We start from the raw sequence: 12266 nt of genomic DNA, 5'->3' as shown, positions 1-12266 counted from the left end.
AGTGAGATCCGTAGCGCTCGGACCGCAGTACCGCGAGGACACCCTCCGCGACCTCGCCGGGACGGAGTTCGACGTCCTGGTGGTCGGCGGCGGCATCACCGGCTCGGGCGTCGCCCTGGACGCGATCTCCCGGGGGCTGTCCGTGGCCCTGGTGGAGGCGCGCGACTTCGCGTCCGGGACGTCGGGCCGCTCCAGCAAGCTCATCCACGGCGGCCTGCGCTACCTGGAGCGGCGCGAGTTCGGGCTGGTCAGGGAGGCGCTGCGGGAGCGGGGGCTGCTGCTGCGGCTCGCGCCGCACCTGGTGCGGCCGGTCCGGTTCCTGTATCCGCTGCGGCACCGGATGTGGGAGCGGGCGTACGTCGGCGCGGGCGTCACGCTGTACGACACGATCGGCGGTGCCGGGGCGCTCCCCCGGCACCGCCAGCTGACCCGGCGCGGCGCGCTGCGGGAGGCCCCGGCGCTGCGCCCGGACGTGGTGGTCGGCGCGATCCAGTACCACGACGCGCAGGTGGACGACGCGCGCTACACGATGATGGTCGCCCGCACGGCCGCGCACTACGGGGCCCGGATCGCGACCCGCGCCCGGGTGACGGGGTTCCTGCGGGAGAGCGAGCGGGTGACCGGGGCGCGCGTCCTGGACCTGGAGGCCGGGCGGGAGATCGCCGTCCGGGCCCGCCGGGTCGTCTGCGCGACCGGGGTGTGGACGGACGCCGCTCAGGCCATGACGGGGCGGCGGGCCCGGATCGGCGTGCAGGCGTCCAAGGGCGCGCACTTGCTGGTCCGGCGCGACCGGATCCCGATGGACACGGGCCTGGTCACGCGGACGGAGCGGAGCGTCCTGTTCGTGATCCCGTGGGGGCGGCACTGGCTGGTCGGGACGACCGACACGCCCTGGGACGACGCGCCCGACGCGCCGGTCGCCGACCACACCGACATCGGCTACATCCTCGACCAGGCGAACGCGGTGCTGCGCACGCCGCTGACCCGCGAGGACGTCGAGGGCGTGTACGCGGGGCTGCGCCCGCTGCTGTCGGCGGAGGAGGGCGACACGGCCCGGATGTCCCGCGAGCACGCGGTCGCCGAGCCGGTCCCGGGCATGGTCGTGGTGGCGGGCGGCAAGTTCACCACCTACCGGGTGATGGCGCGGGACACGGTGGACGCGGCCGCCGCGGGCCTGGAGGAGCCGGTGCCCGCGTCGGTCACCGAGCGGCTGCCGATCCTCGGCGCGGTCGGCTTCGAGGTGCTGTGGAACGACCGCCGCCGGATCGCCGCCGGATCGGGGCTGCACGTCGCGCGGGTCGAGCATCTGCTGCGCCGGTACGGATCGTGCGTCCACGACGTCCTGGACCTGATCACCGCCGACCCGGCGCTGGCCGCGCCGCTGCCCGGCGCGGAGGACTACCTGTGCGCCGAGGCCGTCCACGCGGTGACGCACGAGGGCGCGCTGCACCTGGACGACGTCCTCGCCCGCCGCCTCCGTGTGCTGATCGAGGAGCGGGACGGCGGCCTGGAGACGGCGGAGCACGTCGCGGGGCTGCTCGCGCCGCGCCTGGGCTGGAGCGCCGAGGACGTCGCCGGCGAAATCGAGCGGTACGCGCTGCTGGTCAGGTCGGAACGCCGCGGCGGCCCAGCGGCGGCCGAACCGCCGGTCACCGCAGCCTGAGCGCGCTCTAGAGGGAATCGCTCTCCAGGGCGGGTTCGGGGGCGGTCCCCGCGTGGGGTTTCTGCGAGGCGCTCTCCTCGGGGGCGGGGGACGCGGCGTCGTCGAGGAGGCCGAAGAGCCGGTCCCAGCGGGCGAGCACCGCGTCCGGGTGGAACCGCCGGACGGACGCGCGGGCCGCGCCGCCGAGCGCCCGCCGCAGGTCCGGCTCGTCCATCAGGCGGCCGAGCGCGGCGGCGAACGCGGCCGTGTCGCGCTTCGGGGCCAGCAGCCCGCACTGCCCGTCCTCGATCAGCACGCGGACGCCGGGGGCGCAGTCGAAGGCGACCGTGGGCAGCCCGTAGGCCATCGCCTCCATCACCGACATCGGCAGCCCCTCGTCCCGGGACGGCAGCGCGAGGACCGACGCCTCGATCAGCGCGTCCTCGACGTCGGCGACCACGCCCCGGAACTCGACCGAGCCCGCGATCCCGGCGGCCACGGCCCGCGTGCGCAGCTCCGCCTCCCGTGGCCCGCCGCCGTAGACGTGCAGCCGCCAGCCGGGACGGGTCGCCACCGCCTCCGCCCACGCCTCCAGCAGCAGGTCGACGCCCTTCTCGTGGGACAGGCGCCCCACGCAGGCGACGACGGGCAGGTCGAGGGTCGGGCGGGCGCGCGGCTCGACCGGCAGCGGGTTCGGGATGTGGTCGACGTTGGTCATCCCGTCGCGCGCCCAGGCGTCGGCGTCCTCGGCGGTGAGGACCAGCAGCCGGTCCACCCGGGCGAAGTGCTCCTTGACCCGCCGGTGGCGGGAGGAGCGGCGGCTCGCCGCGTACGACTCGTGGCTCATGCCGATGACGCGCAGCCCCGAGGTGTCGGCCCGCCGGACCCACTCCATCGCCCACACCTGCGCCACGATCACCATGGCGCCGGGACGGGCGGCGACGAACAGCTCGGTCAGCCGCGCGGCGCCGCGCCGCTGGGACGCCCGGCGCCACAGCTCGCGCGCGAAGGCCACCGGGTTCAGGCGCTGCCGCGCCGTGGTGGGCCGCCACGCGAAGGCGGGCGGGCGCCAGCGCCGGTGCAGCACCTCCACGGCGTAGGAGCCGTCCCGGCCGTGGTGGTGGGACACGGCGGCCCCGGTGACGCCGACGAGCGTGACGCGGTCGCCGCGTCCGGCCAGCAGGCGGGCCATGAGGTGCGCCCAGCGCTGGAGGCCGCCCATGGCGTCGACGTTGTCGCAGATGATGAGGACGTCACGTCCGGCCACGCCCGCTCCTTCCCGGGAGGCGCGGTGCGGCGGCTCCGCGCCGGGCCGCCCCGGCCAGCCGCCGGGCCAGCCGTCCGGGCGGGGACGCGGCGGCGCCCAGTACGACCGCCCGTGCCATCCTGCCCCGCCTCCCGCCGGCGTCGAGGGTGAACGCCAGATGCCCGCCCGCGGTGACGTAGGAGCGGAACCGGTCGGCGGCGAGCCGTGTGAGCCGGGGACGTACCGGGAACGCGACACCGTCCAGGCAAGGTGATCCGGGGCCCGCACCGGGACGGGTGACCAGCTCCCCGCGTCCGGTGCCCAGCCGGAGCCGCACGTCCCAGACAGGGTCGGCGAGGCCGATCGGGCGAATCCGGCGCACCGGGTCGAACTCGGCGCTCCAGGCCAGCCGGTCGCCCCGGTGCTCGACGCGCGCGGCCGTCCGCGCCGTCCTGGAGGGGCGGCGCCGGTCGCGGAACTCCAGCGAGGCCGTCAGCGGGGCGTCGGGGGGGATCCGGCCGAGCGGGTTCAGCACGTATCCAGCGATGCGCGCCAGGCCGTCCCGCGTCTCCAGCCGGGTCACGGTGTTGGCCGGGCGCAGCTTCCTCAGCGACCGCTTGTGGAGGCCGAGGCCGGTCACGTCCAGGACGCGGCGCGCGAGCGCCTCCCCGCCGGGGTCGCCCCAGTAGACCCGCCCGTCCCGCTCCCGCAGGTGAACGCGCAGCTCGGGACGCTCCAGCCGGTCGTACTCGGCGGCGGCCAGCGCCCCCTCGTGGTCGCCCTCGCGGAGCAGGAGCGCCGCGATCGCGGGCAGCGGCTTGGCGGCCTCGATCGCCCGCGGGTCCACCTCGGCGAGGTAGGCGGAGGCGAGGGCCAGGAAGCGCGCGCGGTGGCCGGGGCCTTCGGCGCGCAGGTCCCGCAGGTGCAGGGGGAGGTCGTGGTTGACGAACTTGGTGTCCTTCGCCCGCTTCAGCTCGTGGGCCCCGTGCCGCGCGAACAGCGCGTCGATGCGCCGGTGGATCTCCAGCCGGTCGGCGAGACTGGCCGTCTCGGCGCGCCGGTCGGAGATCGACGGCGCCGCCGCCCGCTCCCGGACGAGCCAGCTGTACACGCGGTGCGGGATCAGGGCCGTCCCCTCCGCCGCCAGGTACGCCTCGGCGGTGAACAGCAGGTCCTCGTAGTGGAGCTTCTCGACGAACCGCAGCCCGGCCCGCTCCAGGAAGTCCCGGCGGTAAGCCTTGTTCGTGGAGAGCGTGTCGTAGAGCAGGTTCGGGTACTCGCCCAGCGACCCGTACAGGACGCTGCGCCTGTAGAGCCACGGGAACCAGGGGCGGACGCGGTCCCGGCCGCCCTCGGGGACGTCCAGGAAGATCCGTTCGCAGAGCCCGGAGACCAGGTCGGCGCCGGTCTCCTCGGCGGCGGCGACCAGGTTGAGGCAGGCGTGCCGGTCCAGCAGGTCGTCGCTGTCGAGGAACATCAGGTACCGGCCGTCGGACCGCTCGATCCCGGCATTGCGCGGCCCACCGCAGCCCCCGGAGTTGGACGGCAGGTGCACCGCGGCGACCCGGCCGGGATGCGCGGCGGCCAGCCGGTCGGCCACCCGGCCCGTCCCGTCGGTGCTCGCGTCGTCGACGATCACCGTCTGCACGCCGCCCAGCGACTGCGCCAGCGTCGAGGCCACCGCCCGCGGCAGCCGCCGCTCGTCGTTGTAGGCGATCACTACCACGCTGACCCGCGGGCGCGCCCGCATGGGCGGTCCCCCCTCCCGGCTTGCCCCGTCAGCCGGAGTCTTTCCAGGAACGCCGCGGGAACGTCCAAGACCGATCAAAGGGCCTCAATGATTCCCATTACCCGAAACCGGGAGCACCGGGCGAGGCCCGGCATGCCGGAAGCCGCCCGGCAAGGCCGGGCGGCTTCCGTGCGTACTTCGTGAGGCTGGGTGGGTACGGGTGGATCAGCCCGAGTAGTCGGGGTAGCCGTAGCCCACGACCTGCGACTTCTGGCGGATCTTCTGCTTCACCGCGTCGCCGGTGTTGCCCTCGACGGTGCTGATCGTGCCGTTGCCGTTGTCCTTGACGACGAACCCGACGTGCTCGATGCCGTCGATGCCGCCGCTACGGCCGTCCTTGAAGTCGAAGAACACGACCGCGCCGGGCTTGGCGGTCTGGCCCCAGCGGCCCTCCTTCTTGAACCAGGTGGCGTGCTGGACGGTGTAGGCGTCCCAGCCCATGTCCTTGGCGCCGACCTGCGCGCCGACCCACGAGACGAACATGTTGCACCAGCTCGCGCCCTTGTACTCGCTGACGGCGCCGCCGTCGCGCTTGGCGGTCTCGGCCGCGTGCGGGGTGGACATGTACCACTTGTGGAACTTGGTGTTGCCGCCCTTGCCCTCGCGGATGCCGACCTGCGACTCGGCCATCTTGATCACTTCCTTGGCCTGGACGCGGTGCGGCGGCACCTTGAAGCCCTCGCGGCGGGCCTCGGCGGCCTGCGAGACCGCCGGGGCCCCGGCCTTCTCCGCGTGCGCGGCCTTGCCGCCGACGTGCGCGAGCGAGGCGGCGCGGGCAGGGGTCTCGGCGGTGGCGCTGCCACTCGCGAGGGGGTTGAACACGGCCAGCCCGAGGGCGCCGACGAGGACCGCGCCGACGGCGGTGCCGACGGCCCTGTCCTCAGGGGACAGGCGGGACAGGCTGGTGGAAAGACGATCGAAACGACCGGTCATGCAGGGGATCTCCTTGTCTTCCATGGCGCCTACCGGGTTAGCTGACGGATTCGGGCATGGAAGAGCCCTACGGCGCGCTCTGGGAGCGCCCCGATTCACCCCTGGAAACTGGGTCCCCGGCTCCATGCGGTCTGGGACGACCGGCACGGACTCGGCCTCGCATCGCACGGCGCGATGCGTTCGGATGTATCTCAGTGACTGACCTGAGGAGCGCGCGTCATTGGGCGCGCGTCGCGGGCGGGATCCGCTCCGCGACCGCCGGACGCGCTCGGCGCGACCGGCCCACAACGCATGGAACGCGTTGGGTGATTCGGGTAGAAGGTACCAACCTTCTCAAGAAAAGCAAACCAGGCACAAAACTGAGTCTTGCCTGCTCAAAGCCCTCTCAAGGGAGTCCCAACGCCGGGGGCCCGCCGGGTCTTCCCGATCTTTCCCCCGTTCTTCGCCGGGGCTCACCGGAGGGCCCCGCAACCCTTATGGGGCTGGAATCCCGCCCTTCCGTCCCGGACCTGGCTTTACCTTGACCCCCGTACGCAACGGCCGGGTAAAAAAGGTCATCGGCGCCGTGGAGGAGGGCCACGGCGGCCCGCCCTAAACCCGGAATGAGTCCTACGTCACCCAGGGTCACCGGACAGCAGGGGGAGTGATCTGGGTCACTCGACGCGCAGGGCGAACAGCGTCGTGTCGTCGGCCGCGCGGTCGTGCTCCATGCGCGCCAGGACCTCGTCCAGCACCGGCTCGGGGCCGGCCGTGCACTCGGCCAGGATCGCGGTCAGCCGCTCGATCTGCTCGTCCAGATCGGCGTCCCGGCGCTCCACCAACCCGTCGGTGTAGAGGAAGATCAGGTCGCCGCGCCTGAGCCGGGTCCTGGCCGTCCCGTACGCCCAGTCGGGCATCGCGCCGAGCATCGGGTCCGAGACGACCTCCATCGGCGCCGCCCGCCCGCCCCGGACGAGGATCGGCGGCGGATGCCCCGCGCACGTCCACTCCAGGACGCGGCGGCGCGGCTCGAACCGGGCCACGACGGCGGTGCCCGTCGCGGGCGGCTGGATGTGCCCGACCAGCTCGTTCAACCAGCCCACGAGCCGTCCCGTGGGCTTCCCGGTGCACGCCAGCCCGAGCAGGCCGTTGCGGGTGCGGGCCATCGCCGCGGCGGCCGGGAGCCCGTGGCCCGCCGCGTCGCCGATCGCGAACAGCGCCCGCCCGTCGGGCATCGCCCGGGTCGCGAACCAGTCCCCGCCGATGCGGGCGGTGCTCTCGGCCGCCAGGCTGCGCAGGTCGACGCTCAGCCCCGGCAGCTCGTCCAGCTCGCTCTCGTCCGGCAGGATCGCGCGGCGCAGGGTCACCGCCACCCGCCGCTCCTGCGCCGTCTGCGCCTGCTGCTCCAGCATCCGCCGCCGAGTCTCGGCCAGGGCCCGCTCGATCCCGCGCCGCCGCGTGATGTCCTGCGAGACGATGTTGATCGAGACCGGCAGCCCGGAGTCGTCCAGCACCGGCTCGGCGAACACCCACAGGTGCCTCGGCGCGCCGTCCGGCCCGACGACGCGGTGCTCGGCCTCCACCGGCTCCCGGCGGGAGAACAGCGTCTGGACGGCCTCCTCCACCAGCGGCAGGTCGTCGTCCATCACGACCTTCGGCAGGTCGTCGGGCATCGGCGGCACCTGGTCGGCGCGCAGGCCGTAGTTGGCGAGCATCTGCGGCGTCCACTCCGCCTCGCCGGTGGCGAGGTCCCACTCGCCGAACCCGAGCAGCGCGAGCCGCTCGACCCGCTCCAGCCGGCGCGCCTGCCGGTCCGCGTCGTCGTGGTAGCGCCAGCCCATGCACAGTCCGGTGGGCGCCGCCACGCACCGGACGCTCATCCGGGACGTGCGCGACAGCCCGCCCTGCGCGGTCGAGTACGTCATCGACGCGCGCTCCAGCCGCGTCCCGCTCTCCACCACCTCCACGAAGTCGTCGAAGAGCCCGCTCATCGCCATGCCCGGCTCGGTCTGCAACAGCCGGCGGCCCGTCAGCTCCTCCGCGCCCCGGCCGAACAGGTCCCGCGCGAGGTCGTTCAGCTCGGCGTAGAGGAAGTCGGCGACCCGCCCGCCCGCGTCCCGGACAGGGACCAGGTGCGCCGCGCTGTCCAGTGCCCCGTCCAGGAACGCCCTGGCCACCGGGTCCTCGGGCAGCCCGGCGATGATGCCCGCGTCGTCGGCGGTGTCCTCGGTGCGGACGCGCCGCAGCACGTCCTCGGCCTGCGTCACCACCGCCCGCCGCTCGTCGGCGCCCTTGGCCCGGGGCGCCCGCCGCCCCGCCGGCGCCGCGCCCGCCGGGCCCGGTCCCTCCCCCTGGTCGCGCGCGCCGACCACCAGCGCCGCCGCCTCGGCCAGCTCCATGTCCATGTCGCGGGCCAACCAGATGAGGTGCTGGAGGGCCTCCCCCGGCGGGACGCCCAGCCGCCGCGCCAGCACCACCCGCGCCTCCGCCAGGATCGCGCGGTCGTGCGCGGCGCCCCGCAGGTCCTCGAGGTCGGGCACGGCCGCGTGCGCGCCGGACGGGCCGGCCGCCGCGGCCTTGCCCGCGGGCTCGGACGTCTGCGAAGGGTCGGACGGCCCCGAAGGCTCGGGCGTCCGCGCCCCACCGCCGTCAGCTTCCGCCACCGCGTCCCCCATTCGGCGTTCTATGGCCCCGGGAGAAAAGGTACATACGCCGATGAAGGACTATTCGCCGTCATTTCATCAGCAGCCCAGATCTTTAACCCGGTTTTCCGTTCGGCCCGGAGACGACCGGTTCAGGGGCACCTTCCCTGAAACCTCCCGGCCACACCCGGGCGGCCGTCCGCCGTCCGTAACGACGCTGGAGCGGTCCACTTCCTCCGATTGGACGGCGACAGGCCCCACCCGGCGTCCCTAACGTGAAGTCCATGCGCGACGACCTCGCACGGCTGCCCGGCCTGCTCTCCGACCACGCCGCCCGCCTCCTCGCCACGCTGGACGAGCGCCCCGCCGCCGTCCCGCCCGGGCCGCGCACGCCGCCGCGTCCGCTGCCCCCGGCCGCCGGGCTGGACGGGGCGCTCGCCGAGTTCGCCTCGCGCTGGGAGCCGGGCTTCGCGGGCAGCGCGGGCCCCCGCTACTTCGGCTTCGTCACCGGCGGCGCCACCCCCGCGTCGGTCGCCGGGGACTGGCTGACCTCCGTCCTGGACCAGAACCCGGCGACCCGGCTCGACTCCCGCGCGCCCGACCTGGAGGAGGAGGCGGTCGGCTGGCTCGCCGAACTGCTCGGCCTGCCGTCCCACACCGGCGCGTTCGTGTCGGGCGCGACGATGTCGAACACCACCGGCCTCGCGATCGCCCGCGAGTGGCTGGGCGAGCGGGAGGGCGTCCACGTCGCCGACGAGGGCGTCGCGGCGCTCGGGGAGATCACGGTCCTGTCCGCCGAGCCGCACTCCAGCGTCCGCAAGGCGCTGTCGATGCTCGGCGTCGGCCGCCGGAACCTCCGGACCGTCCCGTCCCTGCCCGGACGCGAGGCCGTCGACGTCGCCGCGCTCGACGCCGCCCTCACCGCCCTGGGCGGCCGCCCCGCGATCGTCATCGCCAACGCGGGCACGGTGAACACCGTCGACTTCGACGACCTCCGCGCCATCGCCGCCCTCCGCGAGCGCCACCCCTTCTGGCTCCACGTGGACGCCGCGTTCGGCGCGTTCGCCGCCCTCTCCCCCGCCCACGCGGGCCTCGTCGCCGGCCTGGACGAGGCCGACTCCGTCTGCGTCGACCTCCACAAGTGGCTGAACGTCCCCTACGACTCCGCCGTCCAGTTCACCCGCCGCCGCGACCTCCAGCTCCGCGTCTTCCACAACAACGCCGCCTACCTCGGAGAGCCCAGCGAGGACCCTCTGCACCTGACCCCCGAGAACTCCCGCCGCCTCCGGGGCCTCGCCGCCTGGTTCACGCTCCGCGCCTACGGCCGCGAGGGCCACCGCGCGATCGTCGAGGGCTCCGTCGCGCAGGCCCGGCAGCTCGGCGACCTGGTCACGGCGACCCCCGGCTGGCGCCTGCTGGCCCCCGTGCGCCTCAACGTCGTCTGCTTCACCCACGACACCCGCGCCCCGGACGACATCATCCGCGACGCCGCGCCCGAGGCGTTCTTCACCCCCACCACCCTCTGGGGCACCTCCGGCCTCCGCGCCGCCTTCAGCAACTGGCGCACGACACCGGACGACGTGGAACGCGCGTTCCGCGCCCTCTGCGGCTACCGCGTCGAAGCCCGATAGACCTGGCGCGTCAGCGCCGTCACCCGCGCCGACGCCGCCCGGAACGACGACCCGGGCGGCTGCAACGTCAGCACGACCACGATCTTGTCGGCCACGATCCCCGTCGTGTGCAGGACGGGCCGTCCGAGCCCGAGGTCGGGAACCGCCACCGACTGCACGCTCCCGCCACGGCACGGCGCGGCCGGCAGCGTCCCGAAGCCCGACCACCCCTGCTTGACGGCCCACGGCCGCTCCAGCGCGCTCGGAATCCCGAACGTCTGGTCGAACCCGTCCGTGCCACATGGCGTGGACTTCCGCAGCTGGCCCACCACGAAGTCCCGATGCGCCTTCGGGGCCTTCTCCAGCAGGTACCGGTACGTCCTCAGCACGTCCTCGGCGGACAGCGCCGTGTACCCCCAGAACCCGGGTTTGTCCGAAGGCGGCGGCGCCGTCTCGGTGAGCCCCACCCTCGGGACCATCCGCCGGATGACCTCCGCCCGCCCTCCCCGCCGCCAGAACTCGGTGGCCGCCTTGTCGTCGCTGGACCGCAGCATCAGCCCCAGCAGGTCCCGGTCCGCCGCCGAGGCCCGGTGCTCGCGCAGGTAGTCCAGCGCCAGCAGGATCTTCACCACCGAGGCCGACCGGTACGTCCTTTCGACCTCCCGCTGGAGGACGATCCGTCCGAGCTTCCGGTCGTAGACGACGTAGGAGGCCCGCACCCCCGCCGGAACCTTCACGGCGGGCGGCCGCGCCCGCGGACTCGCGCTCGTCGCGCGCGGACTCTCGCTGGTCACCCGAGGACTCCCCCCGGCCGTCGCGCCGCCGTCACCGGACGGCCCGTCCGCCTGGCACCCGCACGCCAGCACGACCAACCCGGCCGCCCCGGCCCGCGCCATCAAAGAAGCCACCACGCATGCCTACCAGACCCCGCGGCGTCCAACGGCGAACATCAGTCTCCGTGGCCTATCGGTCCAGCCGAAAAGATCCGGACGCCAATGCTTCACGGACGCGCCGCTCGGTCCCGGCGACGTCGTCGGCGGAGGTGTCGAGGACGTGGGACTCCAGCTCCCCGAGGTCGGCGAACTGGTCCCACATCGTCAGGATCGGATGCCGGTCCACCAGCGCGTCGGGCGCGGTCCGCTCCTGGGCGCGCGCGAGCGTGACATCGCGACGCGGACGCAGCACGACGTAGTGGACCGGGGTCTCCGGGTTCCGGCGCGCCCGTTCGCGGAAATGGCCGAGCATCCACGGGCCGACGACACCGTCGACGAGCGTGGTGAAGTCCCCGGCCGCGTAACCGAAGGCCGCTCCGGCGATGACGTCCATGACCGTCTCGTTCTGCATGCGCGAGTCCGGTTCGTAGGGCGCGATCCCACCGGACACGATGCAGTGCCAGAAGTCGTCGGTATGCAAATGGACGGCTTTCGCATGGCTGCGGGCCACACGCGCCGCGAGGGTCGATTTCCCCGCCCCGGGAGGACCGGTGAGGATGACGACGCTACTGGGCATGGTCCGCCTTTCGACTCGGGTGTGCGGAAGTGCATGACGCGACGGCGCGGGCGACCGCGAGGAGGTGACGGCTCGCGCCGAGCAGCGTGGGCTCGCGTTCGGTGCGCCGCAGCCCCCAGAGCAGGAGTTCCCGCTTGTCGGGGTCGTCGATCCAGGCCTCGATCCCCTCGATGAGCCATGTGGCGCCCTCCACCGGATACACATGCTCCAGGTGAAGGCCCGGAGGCGTGGACCTCGTCGGCCAGGTCGTCGGGATGGTGCAGGTAGGCGTCGGTGAACGGGGCCCGGTCGCCGGGCAGGTGCCGGCCGTCCGCGAGCGTCGTCTCGACCACCTCCCGGACCCCCGGTCGCTCCAGGAAGCCCCGCCTGAACCCGTCGTGCAGGGACGCGAACCGGTTGATCGCGGTCGCCGCGACGACGCCGCCGGGCCGCACCACGCGTGCCGCCTCGCGCCACGCGGCGAGCCGGTCGGCGCGTTCGACGAGGTGGTACAGCGGGCCGAACAGCAGGACCACGTCGTAGGAGGCGTCCGGCTCGGCCAACGCCCTGGCCTCGCCGAGCGCGGCGGTGACGCCTGCGTGCCCGGCGGCCTGCCGTACGTGCCGTGGCACCGGATCGACGACGTGGACGGCATGGCCGTCGGCCGCCAGCCACCGCGCGTGGACGCCGGGCCCACCGCCCACGTCGAGGACGCGCAGCGGCGCCCCCGGCAGCACCCGGCGCAGGACGTCCTGGACGCGCAGCAGCTCCAGACGCTCGGCCCCCGACGACAGCCGTCCGCCCTCGTCCCCCTGCTCGTAGTAGCGAAGAATCCGCTCCTCGATCAACTGCACCTCCAGGTTGGACGCACCCGCTCTCCGGGACGGCGGCCGGGCCCGCCCTCGCAGGCGGGCCCGGCTCCCGTCCCGTTCCATGA

Annotated in this window: 9 protein-coding genes, 1 pseudogene and 1 riboswitch; of the genes and pseudogenes, 2 read left to right on the top strand and 8 right to left on the bottom strand. The window is 74.2% G+C overall.

The features are described from left to right. Nucleotide 1 precedes the first annotated feature (1 nt). Complete coding sequence (locus tag K2F47_RS09455; protein WP_242902383.1) at nucleotides 2–1663, top strand: glycerol-3-phosphate dehydrogenase/oxidase; 1662 nt, start codon at nucleotides 2–4, stop codon at nucleotides 1661–1663. Between the two features lie 7 nt (nucleotides 1664–1670). On the opposite strand, the gene K2F47_RS09450 is transcribed toward K2F47_RS09455, so the two are convergent. The 4 genes from K2F47_RS09450 to K2F47_RS09435 form a co-directional block, all read right to left on the bottom strand. After that, entirely contained in the window at nucleotides 1671–2909 is a 1239-nt protein-coding gene (locus tag K2F47_RS09450) for a glycosyltransferase (protein ID WP_242902382.1), read from the bottom strand. Beyond that, nucleotides 2896–4638 carry a glycosyltransferase family 2 protein gene (locus K2F47_RS09445; RefSeq protein WP_242902381.1) on the bottom strand — a complete coding sequence of 581 codons (1743 nt, stop codon included), beginning with the start codon at nucleotides 4636–4638 and terminating at the stop codon, nucleotides 2896–2898. The genes K2F47_RS09450 and K2F47_RS09445 overlap by 14 nt, the downstream gene beginning before the upstream one ends. A 204-nt stretch (nucleotides 4639–4842) precedes the next feature. Next, entirely contained in the window at nucleotides 4843–5610 is a 768-nt protein-coding gene (locus tag K2F47_RS09440) for a CHAP domain-containing protein (RefSeq protein ID WP_242902380.1), read from the bottom strand. Between the two features lie 11 nt (nucleotides 5611–5621). Further along, nucleotides 5622–5777: riboswitch (cyclic di-AMP (ydaO/yuaA leader) on the bottom strand. A 486-nt stretch (nucleotides 5778–6263) separates the two neighbouring features. Beyond that, nucleotides 6264–8252, bottom strand: a complete 1989-nt coding sequence (locus K2F47_RS09435) for a PP2C family protein-serine/threonine phosphatase (protein ID WP_242902379.1) — start codon at nucleotides 8250–8252, stop codon at nucleotides 6264–6266. A 263-nt stretch (nucleotides 8253–8515) separates the two neighbouring features. On the opposite strand from K2F47_RS09435, the gene K2F47_RS09430 reads away from it, so the two are divergent. Beyond that, nucleotides 8516–9862 (top strand): pyridoxal phosphate-dependent decarboxylase family protein, encoded by a 1347-nt coding sequence (locus K2F47_RS09430; RefSeq protein ID WP_242902378.1) that lies wholly within the window; start codon nucleotides 8516–8518, stop codon nucleotides 9860–9862. Here the strand turns inward: K2F47_RS09430 and K2F47_RS09425 are convergent. From K2F47_RS09425 to K2F47_RS41675, 4 genes and pseudogenes are all read right to left on the bottom strand, one after another. Further along, nucleotides 9841–10635, bottom strand: a complete 795-nt coding sequence (locus K2F47_RS09425; protein WP_242902377.1) for a hypothetical protein — start codon at nucleotides 10633–10635, stop codon at nucleotides 9841–9843. The two genes, K2F47_RS09430 and K2F47_RS09425, sit on opposite strands and share 22 nt — an antisense overlap. 169 nt (nucleotides 10636–10804) lie before the next feature. Continuing rightward, nucleotides 10805–11350, bottom strand: coding sequence for an AAA family ATPase (locus K2F47_RS09420; RefSeq protein WP_242902376.1), 546 nt, complete (start codon nucleotides 11348–11350; stop codon nucleotides 10805–10807). Then, on the bottom strand, nucleotides 11340–11543 hold the full coding sequence (locus K2F47_RS09415; RefSeq protein ID WP_242902375.1) for a hypothetical protein: 204 nt from the start codon (nucleotides 11541–11543) through the stop codon (nucleotides 11340–11342). The genes K2F47_RS09420 and K2F47_RS09415 overlap by 11 nt, the downstream gene beginning before the upstream one ends. Nucleotides 11544–11751: 208 nt before the next feature. Continuing rightward, a pseudogene (locus K2F47_RS41675) lies at nucleotides 11752–12264 on the bottom strand (class I SAM-dependent methyltransferase); the annotation flags it as partial. Nucleotides 12265–12266: the final 2 nt, after the last annotated feature.

Origin of the sequence: Actinomadura terrae (genome assembly GCF_022751215.1) — a bacterium.
Lineage (GTDB): Bacteria > Actinomycetota > Actinomycetes > Streptosporangiales > Streptosporangiaceae > Spirillospora > Spirillospora terrae.
The sequence above is the reverse complement of the archived record's forward strand: the minus strand, read 5'-3'. Positions and strand labels throughout refer to the sequence as shown.

Excerpts from the sequence above, each read along its gene's own strand:
- K2F47_RS09445 (WP_242902381.1), bottom strand. The coding sequence starts at position 4,638 with ATGCGGGCGCGCCCGCGGGTCAGCGTGGTAGTGATCGCCTACAACGAC.
- K2F47_RS09440 (WP_242902380.1), bottom strand. The coding sequence starts at position 5,610 with ATGACCGGTCGTTTCGATCGTCTTTCCACCAGCCTGTCCCGCCTGTCC.
- K2F47_RS09430 (WP_242902378.1), top strand. The coding sequence starts at position 8,516 with ATGCGCGACGACCTCGCACGGCTGCCCGGCCTGCTCTCCGACCACGCC.
- K2F47_RS09420 (WP_242902376.1), bottom strand. The coding sequence starts at position 11,350 with ATGCCCAGTAGCGTCGTCATCCTCACCGGTCCTCCCGGGGCGGGGAAA.